The 25,663-nt window shown below is 71.2% G+C and carries 26 protein-coding genes; 21 read left to right on the top strand and 5 right to left on the bottom strand.

Annotated features, from left to right (window positions below):
* Positions 1–49 precede the first annotated feature (49 nt).
* From ACETWP_RS01460 to ACETWP_RS01445, 4 genes are read right to left on the bottom strand one after another with little or no spacing between them, the layout of a single operon-like run.
* Positions 50–1,447: a DUF58 domain-containing protein gene (locus tag ACETWP_RS01460; protein WP_373970405.1), complete on the bottom strand. Its 1,398-nt coding sequence runs from the start codon at positions 1,445–1,447 to the stop codon at positions 50–52.
* The gene (locus tag ACETWP_RS01455; protein ID WP_373970404.1) at positions 1,444–2,496 is read right to left on the bottom strand and encodes an AAA family ATPase; all 1,053 of its coding nucleotides are present in this window, start codon (positions 2,494–2,496) and stop codon (positions 1,444–1,446) included. The genes ACETWP_RS01460 and ACETWP_RS01455 overlap by 4 nt, the downstream gene beginning before the upstream one ends.
* Entirely contained in the window at positions 2,493–2,990 is a 498-nt protein-coding gene (locus ACETWP_RS01450) for a hypothetical protein (protein ID WP_373970403.1), read from the bottom strand. The genes ACETWP_RS01455 and ACETWP_RS01450 overlap by 4 nt, the downstream gene beginning before the upstream one ends.
* A gap of 23 nt (positions 2,991–3,013) precedes the next feature.
* Positions 3,014–3,820 carry a DUF4129 domain-containing protein gene (locus ACETWP_RS01445; protein ID WP_373970402.1) on the bottom strand — a complete coding sequence of 269 codons (807 nt, stop codon included), beginning with the start codon at positions 3,818–3,820 and terminating at the stop codon, positions 3,014–3,016.
* A gap of 126 nt (positions 3,821–3,946) precedes the next feature.
* Between ACETWP_RS01445 and argS the strand changes: the two genes are divergently transcribed.
* The 21 genes from argS (at position 3,947) to ACETWP_RS01340 (ending at position 25,249) form a co-directional block, all read left to right on the top strand.
* On the top strand, positions 3,947–5,587 hold the full coding sequence (gene argS / locus ACETWP_RS01440) for an arginine--tRNA ligase (RefSeq protein ID WP_373970401.1): 1,641 nt from the start codon (positions 3,947–3,949) through the stop codon (positions 5,585–5,587).
* 2 nt (positions 5,588–5,589) lie between these two features.
* Positions 5,590–7,044 (top strand): diaminopimelate decarboxylase, encoded by a 1,455-nt coding sequence (gene lysA / locus ACETWP_RS01435; RefSeq protein ID WP_373970400.1) that lies wholly within the window; start codon positions 5,590–5,592, stop codon positions 7,042–7,044.
* Between the two features lie 7 nt (positions 7,045–7,051).
* Entirely contained in the window at positions 7,052–8,359 is a 1,308-nt protein-coding gene (locus ACETWP_RS01430) for a homoserine dehydrogenase (protein ID WP_373970399.1), read from the top strand.
* The gene (gene thrC / locus ACETWP_RS01425; RefSeq protein ID WP_373970398.1) at positions 8,360–9,460 is read left to right on the top strand and encodes a threonine synthase; all 1,101 of its coding nucleotides are present in this window, start codon (positions 8,360–8,362) and stop codon (positions 9,458–9,460) included.
* 12 nt (positions 9,461–9,472) lie between these two features.
* On the top strand, positions 9,473–10,474 hold the full coding sequence (gene thrB / locus ACETWP_RS01420; RefSeq protein ID WP_373970397.1) for a homoserine kinase: 1,002 nt from the start codon (positions 9,473–9,475) through the stop codon (positions 10,472–10,474).
* 327 nt (positions 10,475–10,801) lie between these two features.
* Positions 10,802–12,925, top strand: coding sequence for a transcription termination factor Rho (gene rho / locus ACETWP_RS01415; RefSeq protein WP_373970396.1), 2,124 nt, complete (start codon positions 10,802–10,804; stop codon positions 12,923–12,925).
* A gap of 124 nt (positions 12,926–13,049) precedes the next feature.
* Positions 13,050–14,132 carry a peptide chain release factor 1 gene (gene prfA / locus ACETWP_RS01410; RefSeq protein WP_373970395.1) on the top strand — a complete coding sequence of 361 codons (1,083 nt, stop codon included), beginning with the start codon at positions 13,050–13,052 and terminating at the stop codon, positions 14,130–14,132.
* A 3-nt stretch (positions 14,133–14,135) separates the two neighbouring features.
* Entirely contained in the window at positions 14,136–15,008 is an 873-nt protein-coding gene (prmC, locus tag ACETWP_RS01405; RefSeq protein ID WP_373970394.1) for a peptide chain release factor N(5)-glutamine methyltransferase, read from the top strand.
* A 29-nt stretch (positions 15,009–15,037) separates the two neighbouring features.
* Positions 15,038–15,727 (top strand): L-threonylcarbamoyladenylate synthase, encoded by a 690-nt coding sequence (locus ACETWP_RS01400; protein ID WP_373970393.1) that lies wholly within the window; start codon positions 15,038–15,040, stop codon positions 15,725–15,727.
* Positions 15,724–16,833 carry an MraY family glycosyltransferase gene (locus tag ACETWP_RS01395; RefSeq protein WP_373970392.1) on the top strand — a complete coding sequence of 370 codons (1,110 nt, stop codon included), beginning with the start codon at positions 15,724–15,726 and terminating at the stop codon, positions 16,831–16,833. Before ACETWP_RS01400 ends, ACETWP_RS01395 begins: the two co-directional genes overlap by 4 nt.
* Positions 16,834–16,970: 137 nt before the next feature.
* Positions 16,971–17,462 carry a hypothetical protein gene (locus tag ACETWP_RS01390; RefSeq protein ID WP_373970391.1) on the top strand — a complete coding sequence of 164 codons (492 nt, stop codon included), beginning with the start codon at positions 16,971–16,973 and terminating at the stop codon, positions 17,460–17,462.
* Positions 17,452–17,703, top strand: coding sequence for a hypothetical protein (locus ACETWP_RS01385; protein WP_373970390.1), 252 nt, complete (start codon positions 17,452–17,454; stop codon positions 17,701–17,703). The genes ACETWP_RS01390 and ACETWP_RS01385 overlap by 11 nt, the downstream gene beginning before the upstream one ends.
* A 75-nt stretch (positions 17,704–17,778) precedes the next feature.
* On the top strand, positions 17,779–18,585 hold the full coding sequence (gene atpB, locus ACETWP_RS01380; protein ID WP_373970389.1) for a F0F1 ATP synthase subunit A: 807 nt from the start codon (positions 17,779–17,781) through the stop codon (positions 18,583–18,585).
* A 74-nt stretch (positions 18,586–18,659) separates the two neighbouring features.
* Complete coding sequence (gene atpE, locus ACETWP_RS01375; RefSeq protein WP_343901976.1) at positions 18,660–18,878, top strand: ATP synthase F0 subunit C; 219 nt, start codon at positions 18,660–18,662, stop codon at positions 18,876–18,878.
* A 53-nt stretch (positions 18,879–18,931) separates the two neighbouring features.
* The gene (locus ACETWP_RS01370) at positions 18,932–19,483 is read left to right on the top strand and encodes a F0F1 ATP synthase subunit B (protein WP_373970388.1); all 552 of its coding nucleotides are present in this window, start codon (positions 18,932–18,934) and stop codon (positions 19,481–19,483) included.
* Entirely contained in the window at positions 19,483–20,298 is an 816-nt protein-coding gene (locus tag ACETWP_RS01365; RefSeq protein WP_373970387.1) for a F0F1 ATP synthase subunit delta, read from the top strand. The genes ACETWP_RS01370 and ACETWP_RS01365 overlap by 1 nt, the downstream gene beginning before the upstream one ends.
* Before the next feature lie 110 nt (positions 20,299–20,408).
* The gene (atpA, locus tag ACETWP_RS01360) at positions 20,409–22,046 is read left to right on the top strand and encodes a F0F1 ATP synthase subunit alpha (protein WP_373970386.1); all 1,638 of its coding nucleotides are present in this window, start codon (positions 20,409–20,411) and stop codon (positions 22,044–22,046) included.
* Positions 22,047–22,115: 69 nt separating this feature from the next.
* Positions 22,116–23,009, top strand: a complete 894-nt coding sequence (locus ACETWP_RS01355) for a F0F1 ATP synthase subunit gamma (RefSeq protein WP_373970385.1) — start codon at positions 22,116–22,118, stop codon at positions 23,007–23,009.
* A gap of 53 nt (positions 23,010–23,062) precedes the next feature.
* Positions 23,063–24,523, top strand: coding sequence for a F0F1 ATP synthase subunit beta (gene atpD / locus ACETWP_RS01350; protein WP_373970384.1), 1,461 nt, complete (start codon positions 23,063–23,065; stop codon positions 24,521–24,523).
* A gap of 2 nt (positions 24,524–24,525) precedes the next feature.
* Entirely contained in the window at positions 24,526–24,810 is a 285-nt protein-coding gene (locus ACETWP_RS01345; protein ID WP_373970383.1) for a F0F1 ATP synthase subunit epsilon, read from the top strand.
* 22 nt (positions 24,811–24,832) lie between these two features.
* Entirely contained in the window at positions 24,833–25,249 is a 417-nt protein-coding gene (locus ACETWP_RS01340; RefSeq protein ID WP_373970382.1) for a DUF2550 domain-containing protein, read from the top strand.
* A gap of 118 nt (positions 25,250–25,367) precedes the next feature.
* Here ACETWP_RS01340 and ACETWP_RS01335 read toward each other — a convergent pair whose 3' ends face one another.
* Positions 25,368–25,571, bottom strand: coding sequence for a cold-shock protein (locus ACETWP_RS01335; protein WP_373970381.1), 204 nt, complete (start codon positions 25,569–25,571; stop codon positions 25,368–25,370).
* Positions 25,572–25,663: the final 92 nt, after the last annotated feature.

Raw genomic sequence — 25,663 nt, 5'->3', positions numbered from 1 at the left:
AACGAGGCGCGGCGGTGACCGGGCCCGGTTCGGAACCGGCCGCGGGGCCTCACCACGCCCCCGTCCCCGACCTGGCCCGGCGCACGCTCCAGGAGTCCAGGGACTCGGCCAGGGCATCGACGGGCAGCACCTCGATGCCCTCTTCCCGCAGTCGGGCCAGCGACGCCTCGCGTCCCGCCAACAGGACGGACAGGGCCCTCGACTGGGACACGGCGAGCCCCTCCGTGTCCAGCCGCGGCAGCGTGTCGACGGCCGCGACCACGTGGCCCGAACGGAACCACTGCGCCAGCCGGTCCGCGGCGTCGGTCTCGAGGAACGGACTGAGCAGGCAGACCAGGGCACCCGGAGGCGGGGAGGCCGGGCGCGACGGCACGAGGGACGACGGCGGAACCCCGAGGGCGGCGAGCCGCCGCCGCAGGATCTCCAGCTGGCGGAATCCCGCGGCGGGCCGCAACGGGGCGCCGAAACCGAAGGGGTCCATCAGGCCGACGCGATCGCCGGAGGAGAGGTACGCGGCCGCGAGGGTGCCCGCCGCCGCCCGGGTGAGCTGCAGCGAGGAGGCCGCGCCGAGAGGGACGTCCTCGGGGTTGATCCACCCGGCGACCAGCTGCGGAACATCCGCGCGGGCGTCGATGGCCAGGACAACGCCCGCGTCCGCGGGAGCGTGGTGGTGGCGCGCCAGCGGGACACCGTCCGTCGCGGCCGATCGGGCCGTCGCCCTCCAATCGATGCGCCGCAGGTCGTCCCCCGGCCGCAGGCGGTCGAGGTCGCGCACCTCCGCGCCGCCCCCGCGCAGCGGTCCGTGGTGCGCGCCCGCATGCGACCGGAGCCGCGCGGGCAGCGGGAGCCGCCGCAGCGGGACGGGAACGGGTTGCCGTGCGGCGACGAGGGCCCCGGACCCGGATTCGTCCCGGCACAGGCCCAGGTCCGCGCTCGCCGTCGACACCGCGTAGCTGAGGATCTCGCGGCGGCCCGCGGAGGGCATCCGCAGTGCGATCCCCACCGATTCGCCCGCCGCGCAGACCACCGCGGACTCGGCGGCGCCCGGCGCCCGGCCGCGCAGCACCAGCAGCGGACCGCGGGCCGGCACGGGACCGCCGGCCGGCCGCTCCACCGGGTCGCCAAACGTGGCCACGCGCCGGCCGTCGCCGCCCTGCCCATCGCCCGTGCCGTCGCCGCCCTGCCCGTCGCCCACTTCGGCGCCGTCCGCGGAGGGAACCTGGTGGCCGAAGGCGAGGGCGGGCGCGGAACCGGCGGGCAGCGCGGACCGCGAGGCGACGCAGAGGAGGCCGAACAGGCCGGCCAGTGCGGCGACGTCGGGCCGTGCCGCCACGACGGACCCGACGCCCAGGGCGAGGGCCAGGACCACGGCGACGCCCCATGCCTGCGAATGCGCCGGGGCCGCGAGGCGCGCCGGTTCGCTGCGGCGCCGCGGGGACCCGCTCACGGGCCGGTCGCGGTCGCGGGCGCGGTCGCCGGGACGGCCACCTCGGCGGCCACCCGCCGGACCAGGTCCTTGGCGTCGACGCCGCGTGCCCAGGCCGCGGGGGAGAGCACCAGCCGGTGGGCCAGCACGGGCACCGCGACGGACTTGATGTCCTCCGGAAGCACATAGGCCCGGCCGTCCAGCGCGGCAACGGCCCGGCCGAGCAGGACCAGGGCTTGCGAGCCGCGCGGGGAGGCGCCCACCTGCACCGCGTCCAGCGACCGCGTCGCCGCGGCGAGCCGCACGGCGTACGCCGTGACGTCCGCGGAGACGGGTACGGTCGCGAGGCCGGCCTGCAGTCCCGCGAGCCCGCCGGCGGTGAGCACCGGAGGCACCACGGGCTCGCGCAGGCCGCGTGCCAGCCGGAGCCCCACGATCCCGGCCTCGTCCTCGGCGGACGGATAGCCGAATTCGAGGCGGACCAGGAACCTGTCGAGTTGGGCCTCGGGCAGCGGGTAGGTCCCCTCGAACTCCACGGGGTTGGACGTGGCGAAGACATGGAAGGGGGTCGGCAGCTCCCGCGTTCCGCCCTCCACGGACACCTGGCCCTCGGCCATCGCCTCGAGGAGCGCGGACTGCGTCTTCGGCGAGGTCCTGTTGATCTCGTCGGCCAGGAGCAGCCCCGTGAAGATCGGACCCGGACGGAACTCGAAGCTCCGCTCGACCGGGTCGAAGATCGACGAGCCGGTCACGTCCGAGGGCATGAGGTCCGGAGTGCACTGCAGCCTGCTGAACGGGAGGCCGAGCGCCTGCGCGAGGGATCTGGCCGCGAGCGTCTTGCCGAGTCCCGGCATGTCCTCGAACAGCACGTGACCTCCCGCCAGGACCGCCGCCAGGGCGAGCCGGAGCGGTTCGCGCGAGCCGACGACCGCCGTGGCGACCCCCCGGAGGACCGAGCTGCCGGACGACGAGACCCGGGCGACGACGTCGTCCGGCGTGCCGACGGCCGGATCGTCGTCGCGGCGGCCCCGCGTGGCCGCGGCGGGGTCCTCGGGTGTGCTCTCGGTCATGGGGTCCCTTTCCCTGCGGATGGTGCGGTGTGCCGCTCGGCGAGCCAGCGGCGGATCTCCCCGGCCGCTGCGGCCGCCAGGCGGGGTTCCGGGCCGCGGTCGGCGGCGAGGTCCCCGGCGAGGCGGGCGGACGCGGGGCCGATCGCGCCCGGATCGCCCCCGGCGAGGGCCGTGGCTGTGGCCAGGGCTTGCGCGAGTGTCGCCGCGGCGGCGCCTTGGCGGTCCAGCCGCCCGGACAGCATGGCGAACGACATGCCCCGGAAGGCCTCGTTGCCGGTGGGCGGGACCGACGGCCGCAGAGGCTGCCGCCGCGTGGGACCCCACAGGGCCAGCAGCGCGTAGACGAACCCGAGGCAGACGCCGGCGGCGGTGAACACGGCCGCATGCCCCGGATCGATCCCGGCGTAGGTGCCGAACGCCAGGGCGACGGCGCCGAGGCACGCCGGGACCGCCCACCCCACACGACGGGCGGGCGCGCCGGGGCGTGCGCCCACCGGACGGACCGGGCGCCGCGTCCTCACGCGGCGCCGCCGCCGGACCGGGGGGATCCGCCCGGGGCGCCGGCCGCCCGTTCGCGGCGCGGGGGCGTGCCGGACGTGCCCAGATGCCGTGCCAGCGCCTCGAAGTCGGCGCGCGCCCCGGCCAGCTCCGCGGCGCCGACCCGTGCCGTGCCGGGATCGGCCGCGTACCGGACTCGCTGGTACAAGCGGAGGAGGCGGCGCAGGGGCTCGCGCGGCGGCCCGAAAGCGGCGAGCAGGACGGCCGCGTACTCCGTCGGCGTCTCGGCGCCCCGGCGGCCGCGGCCGTGCGCCGCCGCCACGTCCTCCAGGCCGCGCCAGGCGGCGACGACGGCGGTGCCCGCCGAGGCCGGCTCCCGGGGGCCCAGGGTCGCCGCGGCCGTCGCAAGGGCGCGCGAGAAATCGGTGCGCAGTTCGTCGGTGTCCGCGGGATCGTCGGATGCCCCGGGTCGCTCCGCCGCCGCGTCGTGGCCGTCCGCCCCGCGCAGGACGCGGATGATTCCCGTCACGATCAGCAGCGCGGTGGCGAACAGCGCGGCGGCGATCAGTTGGCCCGCGGCATCGGCCAGCGTGGCGTCCGCGGCGGCCTTCTCCCCGGCGTCCTCGGCCGGCGGCGGCGGCTCCTCCGCCTCCGCCGGCAGGTCGACGGCGGGCAGCGCCAGCCCCGGGGGACTGCCGTGGGTCAGGGGCCCGATGGCAGCGGCGGCGCCCACCAGGACCGCCGCGGCGAGCAGGACGCACAGGAACGCGCCCCACGTCCCGGCCGCCCCGCGCAGGGAGTGCGCCCACGGCGGGGGGAGTGACATCCGCGCTCCCCTCGTTGACCCGTTCGGTGAAGGCCGAATATACCAACGCCGGGCCGGTGGCGGCAGTGGGGGGCGCCGGCGCGGGGGCGGCACGTCGGCGCACCGCGTCCCCGCTATTCTTGTCTGGTGACTCCAGATCAGCTTTCCTCCGCCATTGCCGCCTGCCTGCGCGACGCCGTCGCCGCCGGCGATTTCGAAGTCGACGTGCCGTCCGAGGTGCGCGTGGAGCGACCGAAGAGCCGGGAACACGGGGACTGGGCCACCAACATCGCCCTGCAGCTGGGCAAGAAGGCCGGGTTGCCGCCGCGCCGGTTCGCCGAGCTCCTCGCGGATCGGCTCGCCGGCATCCCCGGTGTCGAGTCCGTGGACATCGCCGGTCCGGGCTTCCTGAACATCCGCCTCGACGCCGCGGCGGCCGGGGAGCTGGCCCGCACCATCGTCGAGGCCGGGGAGGCGTACGGCACGAACGAGGCCCTCGCGGGCCACGTCGTCAACATGGAGTTCGTCTCCGCCAACCCCACGGGCCCCCTGCACATCGGACACACGCGCTGGGCCGCCCTCGGCGACTCGATCGCCCGCGTGCTCAAGGCCAGCGGGGCCGAGGTGACCCGCGAGTACTACATCAACGACGCCGGCAACCAGATGAACATCTTCGCGCTGTCCGTCTACAACCGCCTCCACGGGCTGCCCGTCCCGGACGGCGGCTACCCGGGGGAGTACATCCGCGAGCTCGGCGACCAGGTCCTCCGCGCCCACCCCGGCATCCGCGAACTCACCCTGGAGGCCGCCATCCCGGTCATCCGGCAGCTCGCCTACGAGGCGCAGCTCAAGGACATCAAGGCGACGCTCGCGGACTTCGGCGTCGAGTTCGACGTCTACTACTCCGAGCTGGAACTGCACTCCACCGGCGCCGTGGAGGACGCCGTGGACCGGTTGCGCGAGCAGGGCCACGTGGACGACGTCGACGGGGCCGTCTGGCTGCGGACCACGGACTTCGGCGACGACAAGGACCGCGTCCTGATCCGCGCCAACGGCGAGCCCACCTACTTCGCCGCCGACGCCGCCTACTACCTGTCCAAGAAGGACCGCGGCTTCGAGGAGAAGATCTACCTGCTCGGCGCCGACCACCACGGCTACGTGAACCGCCTCAAGGCGCTCGCCGCCGCCGCCGGCGACGATCCGGAGCGGAACATCGAGGTCCTGATCGGCCAGCTGATGTCCGTCAACGGCGCCAAGCTCTCCAAACGCGCCGGGAACATCATCGAGCTGCGGGACCTCATCCAGTGGCTCGGCGCCGACGCGCTGCGCTACTCGCTGGGGCGCTACCCGGCCGACTCGCCCATGACGATCGACCCCGAGCTGCTCAAGCGGAACACGAACGACAACCCCGTGTTCTACGTCCAGTACGCCCACGCGCGCTCGCGGGCCGCGTCGGTGAACGCCGAGGAAAAGGGCGTCCGGCGCTCGGTCTTCGACGCCTCCCTGCTGGGCCACGAGACCGAGAACGAGCTGCTGTCCCACCTCGGGCGCTTCCCCTCCGTGGTCGCCCAGGCGGCCTCCTTCCGCGAGCCGCACCGGGTTGCCCGCCACCTCGAGCTCGTCGCGGGGGCGTACCACCGATGGTACTCCTCCTGCCGGGTCGCGCCCTTGGCGACCGAGCCGGTGGAGGACGTCAACCGCACGCGCCTGTGGCTCAACGACGCCACCAGCCAGGTCCTCGCCAACGGCCTGGGCCTGCTGGGGGTTTCGGCCCCGGAGAAGATGTAGCCGTGGGCGCCTCAGAGCTGGCCCCCGACTGGCTGACCCTCCCCGCCGACGTCAACGCGCTGCGCCCCGGCCTGTGGGCCGCGGGCGTCGCACGGGCCGGCGACGGCCAGGTCGCCGTGCAGGGCCTCGGTGTCCGCGACCTGCAGGCCGAGTACGGCACGCCGCTGTTCGTGCTGGACGAGGACGACTTCCGGGCCCGGGCCCGTTCCTTCAAGGAGGCGTACGACGCCGCCTTCGCCGACCTGTGCGGGGGAGTGGACGTGTACTACGCCGGCAAGGCCTTCCTCTCCGTCGAGGTTGCCCGCTGGGTCGCCGAGGAGGGCCTGCGCCTGGACACGTGCACGGGTGGCGAGCTCGCCGTTGCGCGCCGCGCCGGCGTGCCCGCCGCGGCGCTCGGGCTGCACGGGAACAACAAGTCGGTCGCCGAGATCGAGACCGCCCTGCGGATGGGACTGGGACGCATCGTCGTGGACAGCCTCGACGAGCTGGAGCGCATCGGCGGCATCGCCCGCCGCCTCAACCTGACCGCGAACGTCATGCTGCGCCTGACGCCGGGTGTTCACGCGCACACCCACGAATTCATCGCGACCGCCCACGAGGACCAGAAGTTCGGCCTTTCCATGGCCGACGGCGACGCCGCGCCGGATGGCGCGGGGCATGACGGCGCGGCCGAGGGCAAGTCGCCCGCCGCCGTCGCGGTGTCGCGGGCCCTCGCGGACCCGCTGGTCAACCTCCTGGGACTGCACTGCCACATCGGCTCGCAGATCTTCGAGCCGGAGGGCTTCGCCCTGGCGGCCGAGCGCCTGCTGACCTTCCTCGACGCCGTGCGCCGCGACCACGGCGTCGAGCTGCCCGAGCTCGACCTCGGCGGCGGCTACGGCATCGCCTACACCGAGGCGGACACCCCGCGTCCGCCGGCCGAACTGGCCGCGGCCATGGCGTCCGTCGTCGAGTCGGTGTGCGGCCGGCTCGGCCTGCGCGTGCCCCGCATCTCGATCGAGCCGGGGCGCGCGATCGCCGGCCCGTCGACCTTCACGCTCTATGAGGCGGGGGTGCGCAAGACCGTCGCCGTGGACACCGCGACCGGCACGTCCCCGCGGCGCTACGTGTCCGTGGACGGCGGCATGAGCGACAACGCGCGGCCGGTGCTGTACGACGCGGACTACTCCGCCGTGCTCGCCTCGCGTGTGACGGCGGCCGAGCCGATTGTTTCCCGTGTGGTTGGGAAACACTGCGAGAGCGGTGACATAGTCGTCAGGGACGTTTACCTGCCGGAGGACGTCGCGGCGGGCGACCTGATCGCGGTCCCCGGCACCGGGGCCTACTGCTGGGCGCTGGCCAGCAACTACAACTACGTGGGCCGCCCCGCGGTCGTCGCCGTCCGCCGGGGACAGGCGCGGCTGATCATCCGGAGGGAAACCGAAGCCGATCTGTTGGCCCGCGACATGGGAGCGTAGATAGCACGTGAAGACACTCAAGGTCGCCCTGTTGGGCTGCGGCAACGTGGGATCCCACGTCGCGCGCATCCTGCTCGACGACGCCGACGAACTGGCAGCCCGCACGGGTGCCCGCCTCGAGCTGGTCGGCATCGCGGTCCGCAGCCCGGACGCCCCGCGCGACGTGCAGCTGCCCCGCGGGCTCTTCACGACCGACGCCGAGGAGCTGGTGCGCGGCGCCGATGTCGTGATCGAGCTGATGGGCGGCTTGGAGCCCGCCGGCACGCTGATCCGGCAGGCCATCGCCGGCGGCGCCGCCGTCGTCAGCGGCAACAAGGCGCTGCTGGCGCGCCAGCTGCCCGAGCTCTCCGCGCTCGCGGACACCGCCGGGCTGCAGCTCTCCTACGAGGCGGCGGTCGCCGGCGCCATCCCCATCCTGCGCCTGATCCGCGACAGCCTCTCCGGCGACCGCGTCACCAAGGTCATGGGCATCGTCAACGGGACCACCAACTACATCCTCGACGCGATGGACTCCACCGGGGCCCAGTTCGCCGACGCCCTGGCCGAGGCGCAGCGCCTCGGCTACGCGGAGGCGGACCCGACCGCGGACATCGAGGGGCTCGACGCCGCCGCGAAGGCCGCGATCCTGGCGACCCTGTCCTTCCACACGCCGTTCGACCTCGGCGACGTGCACTGCGAGGGCATCACCGGGGTCACCGCGGCGGACGTCGCCGCTGCGCGGGACGCCGGCATGGTCATCAAGCTCCTCGCCATCGCGGAGCGCGTCGAGGGTTCGGGCGGGGAGGAGGGCATCTGCGTGCGCGTCCACCCGACCCTCCTGTCCCGCGACCACCCGCTGGCCGCCGTCCACGGGGCCTTCAACGCGGTGTTCATCGAGGCCGAGAACGCCGGGGAACTGATGTTCTACGGCCAAGGCGCGGGCGGCCGGCCCACGGCCTCGGCCATCCTCGGCGACGTCGTGAGCGCCGCGCGCCGCGTGGTCGTGGGCGGCCGCGGCCGCACCGAGACGACGACGGGCAACGTGCGCGCCGTGCCCATCGACGACATCCAGACCAGCTACAGCATCGGCCTCGAGGCGAAGGACGAGACCGGCGTGCTGGCCGCGATCGCCAGGATCTTCACCGAGCACGGCGTCTCCATCGAGGCCATGCGCCAGACGACCCACCCGGCCGACGCCGGGCAGACCGATTCGGCGACCCTGCGCTTCATCACCCACACGGGCCGCGAATCGGCGCTGGCCGCCACCGTGGAGGACGTCCGGCGCCTGCCCGTCGTCCGCGAAATCACATCCGTCCTGCGAGTTGAAGGAAACTAAGTGGCCCATCAGTGGCGCGGAGTCATCCGCGAATATGCCGACCGCCTGCCCGTCACGGAGCAGACGCGCGTGATCACGCTGGGCGAGGGCGGGACCCCGCTGGTCCCCGCGCCGGCGTTGTCCGAACTCACCGGGTGCGAGGTCTACCTCAAGGTCGAGGGCATGAACCCCACCGGCTCCTTCAAGGACCGCGGGATGACCATGGCCATGACGGCGGCCGTCGCATCCGGGGCCAAGGCGGTCGTGTGCGCCTCCACGGGCAACACCTCGGCCTCCGCCGCCGCCTACGCCACGCAGGCCGGGCTGACGTGCGCGGTCCTGGTCCCGGACGGCAAGATCGCCATGGGCAAGCTCTCGCAGGCCATCGCGCACGGCGCCGAGTTGCTGCAGGTCGACGGCAACTTCGACAACTGCCTCGAGGTGGCGCGCAAGCTTAGCGAGAACTACCCCGTCTTCCTGGTCAACTCGGTTAACCCGGCCCGGATCGAGGGCCAGAAGACCGGGGCCTTCGAGGTCGTCGACGCGCTCGGCGACGCCCCGGACTACCACCTGCTGCCGGTCGGCAACGCGGGCAACATCACGGCCTACTGGAAGGGCTACAAGGAGTACGCCGCGCCGTACGCCTCGCCGACGGCCGGGGAGCTTCCCGCCGTCGCCACGCGGCTCCCGGTGATGTGGGGCTTCCAGGCCGCCGGATCGGCCCCGCTGGTCGCCGGCCATCCGATCACCGAGCCTGACACCATCGCCACCGCCATCCGCATCGGCAACCCGGCGTCGTGGGAGCAGGCCATCGCCGCGCGCGACGAGTCCGGCGGGCTCATCGACGCGGTCACGGACGAGGAGATCCTCGAGGCCCACCGCTGGCTCTCCGCGCGGGAGGGTGTGTTCGTCGAGCCCGCCTCCGCCGCGGGCGTTGCCGGGCTGATCAAGTACCACGCGCGGGGCGAGGTCCCGGCGGGCAAGAGGATCGTCATCACGGTCACGGGACACGGGCTCAAGGACCCGCAGTGGGCGCTGCGCAACGCCGACGGGTCCGACGTCGCGCCCACCAAGGTCGAGTTCGACGTCGTGGCGGTCGCCGCGGCGCTCGGCCTGGCCTAGGCGGCCGGGAACATGGTGCAGCGCGCCTTCGCCGCGGTCCCGACCGGCGGGCGCATCGCCGCCGGCCAGTCCGTCACGGTCACGGTCCCCGCCACGAGCGCCAACCTCGGCCCGGGGTACGACAGCATGGGCCTGGCCCTCGGGCTGCGCGACACCCTCCGCGTCGCGACGACGGAGGAGGCCGGTGTGCGCGTCACCGTCTCGGGGGAAGGCTCGGAGAGCCTTCCCGACAACGAGACGCACCTCGTGGCGCGCACCATCCTCGAACGGTGGGAGGCGCTCGGTCTGCGCCCCGCGGGCCTGGCGATCCACGCCGAGAACCGCATCCCGCACGGGCGCGGCCTCGGCTCGTCCGCGGCCGCCGTCGTCTCCGCGCTGTTGGCGGCGGATGCGCTGGTGCCGCACGCCGTGCGCGACCGCCTGGACGGCGCCGACGCCACGTTCGCCGAGGCGGCCCGGCTGGAGGGGCACCCGGACAACGTCGCCCCCGCGGTGTACGGCGGGCTGACGCTTGCGCTGCAGGAGGAAGGGCGCACGGTGTCGATCGGTCTGGATCTCGACGACTCGATCGTGCCCGTCGTCGCGGTGCCCGACGTGGAGCTCTCCACGCACCGCGCCCGCGGGCTGATCCCCGCGTCGGTGCCGCACGCCGTGGCGGCGGAGAACGGGGCCCGCGTGGGGCTGCTCGTGGCCGCCCTCGGCGGACGCACGCACCTCCTGCTGGCGGGCACCGAGGATTTCCTGCACCAGCGGTTCCGGGCGGAGGCGATGCCGCACAGCGCGTCGCTGATCGCGGGCCTGCGCGACGCCGGCTTCGCCGCCGTCGTGTCCGGCGCCGGACCGACGGTGCTTGTCCTGACCGCGGGCGACGAGGAGGCGCGGCGCGCCGTCGAGTTCATCGAACGCCGCGCCGCCGCGGTGCCTTCGGCGGGGAACGACGGCGAAAACGGCGTGTCGTGGCGGGTGTGGATGCCCGGCGTGGACCGTACGGGTGCTAAGGTGGAAGTGCACTAGCGGCCAACGAGTCGCGGCTTCCGAGTCCCGGACCATCGCGCGTCCTGGACCTTTGGGCCCGATCACCGCGAGTCGTGCATTTCGAGAGCAACCTTTCAGGCGGGCCTTGTGTGCCGAATGAGGCGGTTGACCGCGTGCGGCATCACCGTGGCCGTTCCCCCGATTCCTGCGGGAACGCTCGACCAGATCCAACGCAAGCCAAGAGGGCGGCGGCGGTAGCATCTCCGCCGTGGCCGGCAGCCGGGATCCGCATCTGACGCGGATCCGGCGAAAACTGTTCCGCGGACCGTTCGCCTACGGTTCGCCTGACGAGGGGAAGGAACCTTCGTGACTGAAACCACCAGCCTGCCAGCAGGCGTGGAAACCACCGCAACCGCACCGCAGAGCTCCGGTCTGGCGGGCCTCAAGCTGGCCCAGCTTCAGGCCCTGGCCTCCCAGCTGGGCATCACCGGCGGTTCGCGGATGCGCAAGGGCGACCTGGTCGCCGCGATCTCCAACCACCAGCGCGGGGGCGCCGTCGCCGACCGCGAGAGCCAGCCCAAGCAGGGCTCCAACGGCACCGCAGCGGCCCCCGCCGCGGTGAAGGACGATGCGCCGGCCGCGTCCGCGCCCGCCGAGGGCGACGCCCGTGCTCCGCGCACCCGCAACCGCAACCGCCGCGCCAGCAGCGACGGCACCGGCGCCCCGCAGGCGCAGGCGGAGTCCGCCGCGCCCGCCGAAGCCGTCGAGGCCCAGCAGCCGGAGCAGACGGAGCAGCCGACCACGTCGCGCCGTAGCCGCGGATCCCGCCGCGCCGACGCCGCGCAGGGGGAGCAGGCTTCCGCCGAGACGCCCGCGGTCGAGTCCGCGCCGGCGCAGAACGGTCCGTCCGAGGACGGCGAGGACCGCCAGGAGCGCTCCGGCCGCAACCGCCGCGAGCGCGGCCGGAACCGCCGCGACGACCGCGACGGCGACGGCTCCGAGCAGCGCGACGGCGGCCAGCAGCGCGAGGCCCAGCGCGATGGTGGCCAGCAGCGCGAGGCCCAGCGCGATGGTGGCCAGCAGCGCGAGGCCCAGCGCGATGGTGGCCAGCAGCGCGAGGCCCAGCGCGATGGTGGCCAGCAGCGCGACGGTGGCCAGCAGCGCGAGGCCCAGCGCGACGGCGACGGTCAGGACCGCGGCCCCCGTTCCAACCGCCGCGAACGAAACCGCGACCGCAACGAGCGGAACGACCGCACCCGCAACGACCGCAACGAGCGCCGCCGCGGCCGCGGCCGCAACCAGCCCGAGGTCGACGACACCGAGGTGACCGAGGACGACGTGCTGCTGCCCGTCGCGGGCATCCTCGACGTCCTGGAGAACTACGCGTTCGTGCGCACCTCCGGCTACCTCCCGGGCCAGAACGACGTCTACGTCTCGCTGAACCAGGTCAAGAAGTACAACCTGCGCAAGGGCGACGCGGTCGTCGGCGCCATCCGCGCCCCGCGCGACGGCGAAAGCAGCGCGAACCAGCGCCAGAAGTTCAACGCGCTGGTCCGCCTGACCAACATCAACGGCAAGCCGGCCGAGGAGAACAGCAAGGACCGCGTCGAGTTTGCCAAGCTGGTTCCGCTCTACCCCTCGGAGCGCCTCCGCCTGGAGACCGACCCGAAGAAGATCGGTCCGCGCGTGATCGACCTCGTCGCGCCGATCGGCAAGGGCCAGCGCGGCCTGATCGTCTCGCCGCCGAAGGCCGGCAAGACGCTGATCCTGCAGTCGATCGCCAACGCGATCACGGTCAACAATCCCGAAGTTCACCTCATGATGGTCCTCGTCGACGAACGTCCCGAGGAAGTCACCGACATGCAGCGCACGGTGAAGGGCGAGGTCATCGCCTCGACGTTCGACCGTCCCGCCGACGACCACACCACGGTCGCCGAACTCGCCATCGAGCGCGCCAAGCGCCTGGTGGAGATGGGCATGGACGTCGTGGTCCTGTTGGACTCGATGACCCGCCTGGGCCGCGCCTACAACCTGGCCGCGCCCGCCTCCGGCCGCATCCTCTCCGGCGGCGTGGACTCGTCCGCGCTGTACCCGCCGAAGCGTTTCTTCGGCGCCGCGCGGAACATCGAGAACGGCGGCTCGCTGACGATTCTCGCCACCGCGCTGGTGGAGACCGGGTCCAAGATGGACGAGGTCATCTTCGAGGAGTTCAAGGGCACCGGTAACATGGAGCTCCGCCTGTCGCGCCAGCTGGCCGACAAGCGCATCTTCCCGGCGGTCGACGTCAACGCCTCCGGCACCCGGCGCGAGGAGAACCTGCTGTCGCCGGACGAGGTCCGAATCATGTGGCGCCTGCGCCGCGTGCTGTCCGGCCTCGACACGCAGCAGGCGCTGGAGCTCCTCACGGGCAAGATCCGCGAGACGCAGTCCAACGCCGAGTTCCTCATGCTGGTCAACAAGACCACCCTGGGCTCCAAGAACGACGCCTAGCTGACTCCACGCCCGGACCCCGCCGCCGCCCACCAGCGCGCGGCGGGGCCGGGCGTTGGTGGTTTAACGGCGGCCCCGCGCCGTCCCTACACTTGAAGCAGCCGCACCGAAAGAAGTGAACGCCATGTTTGAGTCCGTCCAGGGCCTGCTCGACGAGCACGCCGAGCTCCAGCGCCAACTCAGCGACCCCGCCGTCTACCAGGACCAGGGACTCGCCCGGAAGCTCGGCCGCCGCAGCGCGCAGCTCAACGGAATCGTCGAGGCGCACCGGCGCTGGAAGCAGATGACCGAGGACCTCGAGGCCGCGCGGACCATGGCGGACGAGGATTCGGAGTTCGCCGCGGAGGTGGCCGAGCTCGAGGAGCAACTGCCCGCCGTCGCGGAGAAGCTGCGCCGGCTGCTCATCCCGCGCGACCCCAACGACGCGCGCAACGTCATCCTCGAGGTCAAGGGCGGGGAGGGCGGCGACGAGGCCGCCCTGTTCGCGGCCGACCTGCTGCGCATGTACACGCGCTACGCCGAGACCAAGGGCTGGAAGACGGAGATGATCTCCTACAACGAGTCCGACCTCGGCGGGTACAAGGACGCGCAGGTCGCCATCAAGGGCGGCTCCAACGACCCGGCCGAGGGCGTGTTCGCCCACCTGAAGTACGAGGGCGGGGTGCACCGCGTGCAGCGCGTGCCCGTGACCGAGTCGCAGGGCCGCATCCACACCTCGGCCGCCGGCGTCCTGGTGCTGCCCGAGGTCGACGAGCCGGAGGAGGTCGACATCCACCAGAACGACCTGAAGATCGACGTCTACCGCTCATCGGGACCCGGCGGGCAGTCCGTGAACACGACCGACTCCGCGGTGCGCATCACCCACCTGCCGACCGGCATCGTCGTGGCCATGCAGAACGAGAAGTCGCAGCTGCAGAACCGCGAGGCCGCCATGCGCGTGCTGCGCTCGCGCCTGCTGGCCCACCAGCAGGAGATCATCGACGCGGAGAACTCCGAGGTCCGCAAGTCGCAGGTCCGCACGATGGACCGGTCGGAGCGCATCCGGACGTACAACTATCCGGAGAACCGCATCGCGGACCACCGCACCGGGTACAAGTCCTACAACCTGGACGCCGTCATGAACGGCGACCTCGAGGCCGTCATCCAGTCCTGCATCGAGGCCGACGAGCAGTCGCGGCTCGACGCGCTCGGCGACGACCAGAAGTAACGCGTGACCAGCGTGAACAGCGCGCCGGGCGACCTGGCCGCCGCCCTGCGCGCGGCCACCGCGGCGCTGGCCGGGGCGGGGGTGCCGAGTCCGCGCGCCGACGCCGAACTGCTGGCCGGCCACCTGCTCGGCGTCGGCCGCGGGAGGGTCGCCGCGCTCGCGCTGGCCGGCGCCGACGCGCCCGAGGGCCTCGCGGACCTCGTCGCCGAGAGGTGCCGACGCGTCCCCCTGCAGCACCTCACGGGCACGGCGCACTTCCGCCGCCTGGAGCTCGCCGTCGGCCCCGGCGTCTTCGTGCCCCGCCCAGAGACCGAGGGCGTCGCCCAGTTGGCCATCGACCGTGCCCGGTCCGTCGTCGCCGACCGCGGCCGCGCGCGCGTCGTCGACCTCGGCACCGGTTCCGGCGCGATCGCCGCCTCGGTCGCCTCGGAGGTTCCCGGGGCCGCCGTCGTGGCCGTGGAGCTCAGCGACCTCGCCGCCGCCTGGGCCGAGCGCAACCTCGCCCCGCACGGCGTGGAACTGGTGCGCGGCGACCTGCGCACGGCCTTGGGGGACCGGGACGGGACGTTCGACGTCGTCGTCAGCAACCCGCCGTACATCCCCGCGGGCGCCGTCCCCCAGGATCCGGAGGTGCGCGACCACGATCCGCACGTGGCGCTCTACGGCGGGGGAGCGGACGGCATGGAGGTGCCCGGGGCCGTCGAACGGACCGCGGCCCGGTTGCTGGTCCCCGGCGGATACCTGGTCATGGAGCACGCCGAGGTGCAGGCGGAGGCCGTCGCGGGCCTCCTGCGCGCGGCCGGGCGCTGGGACCGCATCGAGGGCCACCGGGACCTGACCGGCCGGGACCGCGCCACATCGGGCATCCGGCGGTGACCGGTGCCACAACATGGGAGAATGTCACCGTGACTTCACGCTTTGATTGCCAGGACGAGACGGACAGGGCCGCGGGACTCGACGCGGCCCGCGAGGCCATCGCCTCCAAACAGTGCGTGGTCCTGCCGACCGACACGGTCTACGGGATCGCCGCCGATGCGTTCTCGCCGCAGGCCGTGGCCACGCTGCTGGCGGCCAAGGGCCGCGGCCGGACCATGCCGCCGCCCGTGCTCATCCCGCGGCTCGCGACTCTCGACGGACTCGCGACCGGGATCTCCGAACAGGCGCGCCACCTGGCCAGCGAGTTCTGGCCCGGCCCGCTCACGCTCATCCTGCGCGCACAGCCCTCCTTGACGTGGGATCTCGGTGAGACCCGCGGCACCGTCGCCCTGCGCATCCCCGACGACGCCCTCGCCCGGGAGATCCTGGACGCCACCGGACCGCTCGCGGTCTCGTCCGCCAACCGCTCGGGCCGCCCCGCCGCGACGACGGCGGCCGACGCCGAGGAGCAGCTCGGGGAATCCGTCGCCGTCTACCTCGAGGACGGCCGGCGGCCCCGCGAGGGCGAGGCGGTGCCCTCGACCATTGTCGACTGCACGGGCGACGCGCCGCGCGTGGTCCGGCTCGGTGCCCTGGGCGTCGAGGAACTGCGGCGCCTGGTGCCGAACCTGCTCGAGCCTGGCGAGGAGCTCGAGGAGGAGACCGCGCGCCGCCCATGAAAATCTACCTGCTGCTCATCGCGGTGGCCTGCGTGGCCTCGTTCGCGCTGACCCCCGTGATGCGGCGCGCCGGGCTGCTCGTCATGGGGGCGGCGCCGCTGCGCGACCGCGACGTGCACGTGATGCCCATCCCCAAGCTCGGCGGGGTGGCGATCGTCGCGGCCATCGTCATCGGACTCGGCGTCGCCTCGCAGATCGAGTTCCTGGAGGGGGTCTTCACCGACTCGCGGCCCGTGATGGGGGTCCTCGTCGCGGCCGGCCTGGTGCTGGCCATCGGTGTCGCGGACGACATCTGGGACCTGCGGTGGTACTTCAAGCTGGTCGGCCAGACCCTGGTCGGCCTGGTGGTGGCCTTCTCGGGGATCCGGCTGGAGGCCATGCCCGTCGGCTGGATCCACATCCAGAACACGACGCTGCAGATCGTCCTCACGGTGTTCCTGGTGGTGCTCACCATGAACGCCATCAACTTCGTGGACGGGCTTGACGGGCTCGCCGCCGGCATGGCGGCCATCGGCGCCTCCGCGTTCTTCATCTACAGCTACGTGCTGGCACGGACGATCAACCAGTTCGACCACTCCAACTTCTCCGCCCTCCTCATGGCCCTGCTCCTCGGCGCGTGCCTGGGCTTTCTCCCGCACAACTTCAATCCGGCCAGGATCTTCATGGGCGAGTCGGGGGCCATGATCATCGGACTCATGATGTCGGTGGCCGCCATCGCCGTGACGGCGGACCTCGACGCGCTGGGCGGGTTCCGCTTCCGCAACGTGCCCGCCTACATGCCGATCCTGCTGCCCATCGCGGTGATCCTCCTGCCGCTCACCGACCTCCTGCTGGCCGTGATCCGGCGGACCGCCACGGGCCGGTCGCCGTTCTCCGCGGACCGCGGCCACCTGCACCACAAACTCGTGGACGGCGGGTACACGCAGCGGCAGGCCGTCCTGCTGCTCTACCTGTGGTCGGCGCTCGTCGCGTACGGCGTGGTGTCCTTCAACTTCTTCGACTGGCGCGTCCTCGTGCCGGTCCTTTCGGTCCTGCTGGTCGCCGCGGCCTACCTGACCCTGCAGCCGTGGCTCTCGCGGAGGCGCGCGGGGCGCGGGGACGCCTAGCCGCCCGACGGCGCCGCCGGCCGGGGACGACGGCGGCGCGTCCTGTGTTCTATCTCGTGTAGAATTCACGGGGGCCCCGGGCGGGGCCCGGTACAGGCCGCCCACCACCTCCAACCACCAGCAACGACGGGATGCGCATGCCAGCCGACAGCGCCGCGGGACAGCCGCGCGTTCCCCGCGCGTCGGGGGAAACCCCCGGCCCGTGGCTGGCGATACTCCGAGTCTGCTCGGCCGTCGCCGCGGTTCTCGTGGCGCTCCTGTGCGGCGCAGCGGGCCTCCTCGTGGGGTCCGGAGCCGCGGCGAGCGCCCTGGCGGGCGGCGTCCTCGTCGTCGTCTTCTTCGGCGTGAGCCTGTTGATCGGGCACTGGGTCGGACGGAGGAACCCCTCCGCCGCGCTCGGCGCCTTCATGGCGGGCTACGCGGTGAAGGTGGTCCTGCTCGGGGTCCTGGCGTTCGCGTTCGGGGCGCCCGCGTGGCTTGATGGCACGTGGTTCCTGATCGCCGTCGTGTCCACCGTCGTGTTGTGGCAGGCCGCCGAACTCTACGCCTTCTCGAAGCTCCGCTTCCACCTGTACGGAAGCGGGCCGGAGTCCCCGGCACCCACCCCGGGGGCCGGCCATGGGAACTGACCCGAACGCGCGAGCGACCGGTTGGCACCAGTCCGCGCTCCGGGAGTTCGTCAACTACACCGTTGGCGGGATCCTCGCCTGGGGTTTGATAGGGTGGGGTCTGGATTATCTGTTGCAAACCCGCTGGATCTGGATCGCCGGCGCCGTGCTCGGCGCGGGCGCGGGCTTCTATCTTGCCCACCTTCACCGCAAGGCGCGCGCCTCCGGGAGCGACCCGGGCGAACATCGTGACAGCCCATAACTTTATCCGGTGGATCGCCGCCAGGCGGCGCACCACCCACATGCCCAATGACGGACACTGCAGAGAGGAAACGCGTTGATCGCGCTTGCGCTTCCGGCGGCCACTGAAGAAGGTGGCTTCAAAGCCCCCGCCCTTGAAGACATGCATCTTCCCGAGATCCTTCCGTGGTACGCCGAATACGGGACCGGCTTCGGCAAGCAGATGCTCCTGGTGCTGCTGTCGGTGGCCCTGATCTCTTGGTTCTTCCTCGCGGCCTCGCGCCGCGGCTCGATGGTTCCCGGGAAGTTCCAGTTCCTCGGCGAGTACTCCTACAACTTCGTCCGCAACGCCGTGGGCAAGGACGTCATCGGCGAGCGGGACTTCAAGCCGTTCGTGCCCCTGCTGGTGGCACTGTTCTTCTTCATCGCGCTGAACAACTTCTTCGGCTCGGTCCCGTTCCTCCAGATCCCGACGACCTCGCACGTGGGCACGGCCTACGCGCTGGCCGGCATCGTCTACTTCACGTGGATCATCCTGGGCCTCAAGCGGCACGGCATCCGGTACTTCAAGATCGCGACGGTTCCGTCCGGCGTCCCGAAGGCCATCCTGCCGCTCATCGTGATCATCGAGATCATCTCCAACTTCTTCGTCCGCCCGGTCACGCACAGCCTCCGTCTGTTCGCGACCATGCTGTCGGGCCACCTGATCATCATGCTCGCCGCGTCCGGCACCTCCTACCTCCTGATCGAGGGGGAGGGCATCATGAAGGCCCTCGGCGTCCTGACGCTGGTCGGCGGCGTCGCCATGTACCTGTTCGAGGTCATGATCCAGATCCTCCAGGCGTACGTGTTCGTCCTGCTGACGGCCATCTACATCCAGGGCGCCCTGGTCGACGAGCACTAACCTCAAAGCTTTCCCTCTTCGGAGGGGATATCCCGTATCCACACCCTGCCAACAGGCATTCTGAAAGGAAAACAATGGAAATCTACGGTAGCCTCAACGCCATCGGTTACGGACTCTCCGCAATCGGCGGTGCTATCGGCGTGGGCCTGGTGTTCGCCGCCTACATCAACGGTGTCGCCCGTCAGCCGGAGGCGCAGCGCGTGCTGCAGCCGATCGCGTTCCTCGGCCTCGCGCTGACCGAAGCTCTTGCCATCCTCGGCCTCGTCTTCGCCTTCATCTGGGGCCGGGTCTAAGCCTTCTCCGTTCGCAGAACTGAAGCCTCGAGTCTTAGAAAGACGGGTGAATAATGAACGACGCAGTCATCTTCGCTGCAGCTGAGGGCTCCAACCCGCTGATCCCCAATGTCTGGGAGATCGTGATCACGGTCATCGGCTTCGGCATCCTGCTGTTCATCGTCTCCAAGTATGTCGTCCCGGCATTCGAGAAGACCTATGAAGAGCGTTCGGCCGCCATCGAAGGCGGCATCGCCAAGGCGGAGGCCGCACAGGCCGAGGCCAACGCGGCGCTCGACGAGTACAAGCAGCAGCTGACCGACGCCCGCACCGAGGCCAATCGCATCCGCGAGGACGCCCGCAACGAGGGCGCCAAGATCCTGGCGGAGCTCAAGGAGAAGGCGGCGGCCGAGTCCGCACGCATCTCCGAGCAGGCTCACGTCCAGATCGAGGCGGAGCGCCAGGCGGCCGTCGTGTCCCTGCGCACCGAGGTCGGAACGCTGGCCACCGAGCTCGCCGGACGCATCGTCGGCGAGTCGCTGTCCGACGACGCGCGCTCGGCTCGTGTCGTGGACCGCTTCCTCGCGGACCTCGAGACCCAGCAGAGCGCAGGTGCATCGAACTAATGGCAGGTGTATCGAGCGAATCCTTGGCCGCGGCCCTGACCGCGCTGGAGGCCAAGTTGCCGACAGCCGGGCTGTCCCTGGCCGAGGACCTCTTCAAGGTCCTGGCCGTCCTGGACGGCAATGCCGGCCTGCGCCGGGCACTGACGGACCCCGCCCGCGAGGGCGCGGAGAAGTCCGCACTCGTGTCGCAGCTGTTCGCGGGCAAGGTCTCGGACGACGCCGCCGCCACGGTCGCGGAGCTCGTCGCCATGCGGTGGCGTTCGGCCCGCGACATCGGGGATGCGCTGGAGACACTGGCCGCCACCGCGGCCATCGCCGTGGCCGAGCGCGAAGCGCCGGCGGCGGCGGGCCTCGAGGCCCTCGAGGAGGACCTCTTCGGGTTCATCCGCGTGGTCTCCTCGAGCCATGATCTGCAGCGCGCCCTCGACGAGCCGCAGGCCAGCGCCGACGCCAAGGGCGCCCTGGCGCTCACCCTGGCGCCCGGCGCCGGTGGCGCCGCGCGGCTCCTGATCCGCCAGGCGGTGACGGCCCCGCGCGGGCTGAAGCCGACGGCGCTGGTGCAGCGTTTTGTGGAATTGGTTGCCAAGCGGCAGCAACGGTGGATCGCGAACGTCAGCGTCACCCGTCCGCTGACTGACGAGCAGTTCAACCGCCTGCAGGCCGGGCTGAACAACCTCTACGGCCGCGATCTCAAGATCAACGTCACCGTCGATCCATCACTAGTTGGGGGCATCCGGGTCGTCGTGGGGGACGAGGTTGTTGACGCAACCGCCGCCACCCGCCTCACCGAGCTCCGCCGCAGGCTGGTGGGCTAGGAACCCCCCCCGGGGAACCCGGCCCACCGCCTCACCACAGACTGAATCAAACACCGGTCGTCGCCGCGAAACCGAGCGGCGATCACAACACAGGAGAGCAGGGACTGCAGATGGCCGAATTGACCATCAATGCCGATGACGTCCGCAATGCCTTGACCGACTTCGCCGCGTCCTATGAACCGGGCACTGCGCAGCGCGTCGAGGTCGGCCGCGTCACGACGGCTAGCGACGGCATCGCCAAGGTGGAGGGGCTTCCCTCCGTCATGGCCAACGAGCTGCTTCGTTTCGAAGACGGCACCCTGGGCCTGGCCCAGAACCTCGACACCCGCGAAATCGGCGTCGTCGTGCTTGGCGACTTCGCCGGCATCGAAGAGGGCCAGGAAGTCCACCGCACCGGGGAGATCCTCTCCGTGCCGGTCGGCGACGCCTTCCTCGGCCGCGTCGTGGATCCGCTGGGCGTGCCCATCGACGACCTCGGAGAGATCGCCGCCGAGGGCCGCCGCGCCCTCGAGCTGCAGGCGCCGGGTGTGACCCAGCGCCAGTCCGTCCACGAGCCGATGCAGACCGGCATCAAGGCGATCGACGCCATGATCCCGATCGGCCGCGGCCAGCGCCAGCTGATCATCGGCGACCGCCAGACCGGCAAGACGGCCATCGCCGTCGACACGATCATCAACCAGAAGGCCAACTGGGCCTCGGGCGATACGAAGAAGCAGGTCCGTTGCGTCTACGTCGCGATCGGCCAGAAGGCCTCGACCATCGCGGCCGTCCGCCAGACCCTCGAGGACAACGGCGCCCTGGAGTACACGACCATCGTCGCGTCCCCGGCCTCCGACCCGGCCGGCTTCAAGTACCTGGCTCCGTACGCCGGCTCGGCCATCGGCCAGCACTGGATGTACGGCGGCAAGCACGTCCTGGTGATCTTCGACGACCTGTCCAAGCAGGCCGAGGCGTACCGCGCCGTTTCCCTGCTGCTTCGCCGCCCGCCGGGACGCGAGGCCTACCCGGGCGACGTCTTCTACCTGCACTCCCGCCTGCTGGAGCGTTGCGCGAAGCTCTCCGACGAGCTCGGCGCGGGATCGATGACCGGCCTGCCGATCATCGAGACCAAGGCGAACGACGTCTCGGCGTACATCCCGACCAACGTCATCTCCATCACCGACGGACAGATCTTCCTCCAGTCGGACCTCTTCAACGCCAACCAGCGTCCCGCGGTCGACGTGGGCATCTCGGTGTCCCGCGTCGGCGGCGCCGCGCAGGTCAAGTCCATGAAGAAGGTTTCCGGCACGCTGAAGCTCGAGCTCGCCCAGTACCGCGACATGCAGGCATTCGCCATGTTCGCCTCGGACCTGGACGCCGCGTCGAAGCAGCAGCTGACCCGCGGTGCCCGTCTCATGGAGCTGCTCAAGCAGGGCCAGTACTCGCCCTTCCCGGTCGAGGACCAGGTCGTGTCCGTCTGGGCCGGCACGAACGGCTACCTGGACGACGTCCCGGTGGAGGACGTCCGCCGCTTCGAGGCCGATTTCCTGGCCCACTTGCGTCACCGCACCGACATCCTCACGACGTTGGCGGAGACGAACAAGATGGAGGACTCCACCGTGGAAGCGCTGAAGTCCACCATCGTCGAGTTCAAGAAGGGCTTCTTCGGGGAGGGCGACAACTATCTGGTCGGCGCCGGCCACGAGGAGTACTCCGCCTTGGACGAAGAGTCCGTCGACCAGGAAAAGATCGTCAAGCAGAAGCGCTGACACCATCCGTGACACGGTACCGGCCGCACGCCGGCCGGTACCGCGGTCAAGGATAAGGAAAGGAAAAACATGGGAGCCCAGATCCGGGTCTACCGCCAGAAGATCGCCTCGACGTCGTCGATGGGCAAGATCTTCAAGGCGATGGAACTGATCGCTACTTCCCGCATCGGCAAGGCGCGTAGCCGCGTCGCGGCGTCGCTGCCCTACGCCAATGCGATTACCCGTGCCGTTTCTGCCGTCGCGTCGCAGTCCGAGGTCGACCACCCGCTCACCACCGAGCCGGAGCAGGTTCGCCGCTCCGCGGTGCTGATCATGACCTCCGACCGCGGCCTCGCCGGTTCCTACTCCGCCAGCGTGATGAAGCAGGCCGAGTCCTTGGCCGAACTTCTGCGCGAAGAGGGCAAGGAAGTGAAGTCCTACCTGGTCGGCCGCAAGGCGCAGGCGTACTTCGATTTCCGCGGCCGGGAGTACACGAAGGTGTGGACCGGTGGCACGGACGCCCCGGAGTTCGCGACCGCGCGGGATATCGGCGCGACGCTCCTGGAGGATTTCGGCACCGCCTTCGAAGAGGGCGGCGTGGACGAGATCCACGTGGTGTACACCCAGTTCAAGTCCATGGTTGTGCAGGTTCCCACCGTTGTCCGTCTGCTCCCGCTCGAGGTGGTGGAGGAGGAGGTCGCTTCGGAGACCGATCTGCTGCCGCTCTACGAGTACGAGCCGGAACCGGAACAGGTCCTGGACGCGTTGCTTCCGCGCTACATCGAGTCCCGCATCTTCGCGGGCCTGCTGCAGGCGGCCGCTTCGGAGCTCGCGGCACGCCAGCGGGCTATGAAGTCCGCGGGCGACAACGCGAGCGACCTGATCAAGAAGTACACGCGACTGCGGAACAACGCCCGCCAGGCGGAGATCACGCAGGAGCTGACCGAGATCGTCGGCGGTGCGGACGCGCTCAGCGCGTCCTAGCCCACCGAGCACAACCAAACCCCCCCGCTAGACAGACAAGCGAAGTGAGAGAGATGACTGCCCAACTTAACGAGCAGGGAACCGCTGCCGCAGCGTCCGGTGCCACCGGCCGCATTGCGCGCGTCATCGGTCCGGTCGTCGACGTCGAATTTCCGGCCGATGCCCTCCCCGCCATCTACAACGCCCTGACCACCGAAGTCACGCTGAACGGCGAGACCCGGGTCATCACCTTCGAGACCAGCCAGCACCTCGGCGACAACCTCGTGCGCGCCATCTCCCTGCAGGCGACCGACGGCCTGGTCCGCGGCACCACCGTGGTGGACACCGGTTCCGCGATCACCGTGCCCGTCGGCGACGGCGTCAAGGGGCACATCTTCAACGTCCTGGGCGAGCCCCTGGACGTCCCGGCCTCGGAGCTCCAGGTGTCCGAGCGCTGGCCGATCCACCGCAAGCCCCCGGCCTTCGCGACCCTCGAGGGCTCGACGGAGATGCTGGAGACCGGGATCAAGTCGATCGACCTCCTCACCCCGTACATCAAGGGCGGAAAGATCGGCCTGTTCGGCGGCGCCGGCGTCGGCAAGACCGTGCTGATCCAGGAAATGATCACCCGCGTGGCGCGGAACTTCGGCGGCACCTCCGTGTTCGCCGGCGTCGGCGAGCGTACCCGCGAGGGCAACGACCTCTGGGTCGAGATGGAGGAGTCCGGCGTCCTCAAGGACACCGCCCTGGTGTTCGGCCAGATGGACGAGCCGCCGGGAACGCGCCTTCGCGTGGCGCTGTCGGCGCTGACCATGGCGGAGTACTTCCGCGATGTCCAGAACCAGGACGTGCTGCTCTTCATCGACAACATCTTCCGCTTCACCCAGGCCGGTTCCGAGGTCTCCACGCTGCTGGGCCGCATGCCCTCCGCCGTGGGCTACCAGCCGAACCTCGCCGACGAGATGGGTGTGCTCCAGGAGCGCATCACCTCCACGAAGGGCCACTCGATCACCTCGATGCAGGCGATCTACGTCCCGGCCGACGACTACACCGACCCGGCGCCGGCGACCACGTTCGCGCACCTGGACGCGACCACGGAGCTCTCCCGTGAAATCGCCTCCCGCGGTCTGTACCCGGCGATCGATCCGCTGACGTCCACGTCGCGCATCCTGGATCCGCAGTACATCGGCCGCGACCACTACGACGTGGCCGTGCGCGTCAAGCAGATCCTCCAGAAGAACAAGGAGCTGCAGGACATCATCGCGATCCTGGGCGTCGACGAGCTCTCGGAAGAGGACAAGATCGTCGTCTCCCGCGCGCGCCGCATCCAGCAGTTCCTGTCGCAGAACACCTACACGGCGAAGCAGTTCACCGGCGTCGAGGGCTCCACCGTGGCGATCAAGGACACCGTCGAGGGCTTCAAGGCCATCGCCGACGGCGAGCTGGACCACATCGCGGAGCAGGCCTTCTTCAACGTCGGCGGGCTTGACGATGTCGAGCGCCAGTGGGCCAAGATCCAGGAACAGACCAAGTAGCCATGGCCGAACTCGAAGTCGAAATCGTCGCGGCCGACCACTTCGTGTGGTCCGGCGCGGCCACCATGGTGAAGGCGCGGACCAGCGACGGCGAGATCGGCGTGCTGCCGGGCCACAGCCCGGTACTCGCCATCCTGGCGGAGGGACAGCTGGAGATCCTGCCGGTGCAGGGTTCGCGGATCACGGTCCAGGCCGACGGCGGGTTCTTCTCCGTCGACAAGGACCGGGTCGTGATCGTTGCGGACAATGCCCAGCTGGAGGATTCCGCCGCGGCGGGAAACCGATAGTCCTGCCTTGAACGACGTCGGCATGTCCTTTGTCATCCTGGCCGCGGCCCTGCTGCTGGTCCTGATGACGCTGGGTGCCATGGCGTTGCGCCGCCACCAGCTGCGGCGCGCACTCGGCACCTTCGACGCCTCCATCTCCACCGTCTCCGGACGGTGGACGATGGGGGTTTGTCGTTATGCGGAGGCGGACCTTGAGTTCCTCCGCCTGTTCTCGGTCTCGCCGGTGCCGGCGCGGCGTTTCCTGCGCAGCTCGCTCGAGCTTCGGGGGTGGCGCGAGCCCGGCGAGGCCGAGATCTCGCGCGTGCAGCCCGGCAGCGTCGTCGTCTCCCTGCTGTACGGGGACGAGGAGTTGCTGCTGGCCATGGACTACGGTTCCTACACGGGGCTCAGTTCGTGGATCGAGGCGGGCCCCGTCGTCGGCGTGGGCACCTGGCGGTAGGCCGGCCGCGCCGGATCCCGGTCGGGGGCGCATGTCCGCCGGCGCGACAAAGGGGCGCATCCCTCGGGATGCGCCCCTTGCCGTGCGGTGGCCGACGGCCTGGCGGCCGGGTGTGTTCCTAGAGGCCGGTGACGCCGGTGGCCTGCGGGCCCTTGGCGCCCTGGCCGATTTCGAACTCGACCCGCTGGTTCTCCTCGAGGGTGCGGAAGCCGTTGGTCTGGATTTCCGAGTAGTGAACAAAAACGTCGCCTTCGGATCCGTCGGGGGTGATGAACCCGAATCCCTTTTCGGCGTTGAACCACTTCACGGTGCCCTGGGCCATGTGTTTCTCCTACGGTAAAGATGTTTACGTCCGCTGCCCATCGCAGCGGCCGGGCGGTACCGAAGCGGAAGCGCGCCGGTCCGAGGGACCGC

Origin of the sequence: Arthrobacter halodurans (genome assembly GCF_041877255.1) — a bacterium.
Lineage (GTDB): Bacteria > Actinomycetota > Actinomycetes > Actinomycetales > Micrococcaceae > Arthrobacter_N > Arthrobacter_N halodurans.
This window is presented reverse-complemented; position numbering and strand designations above follow the sequence as displayed.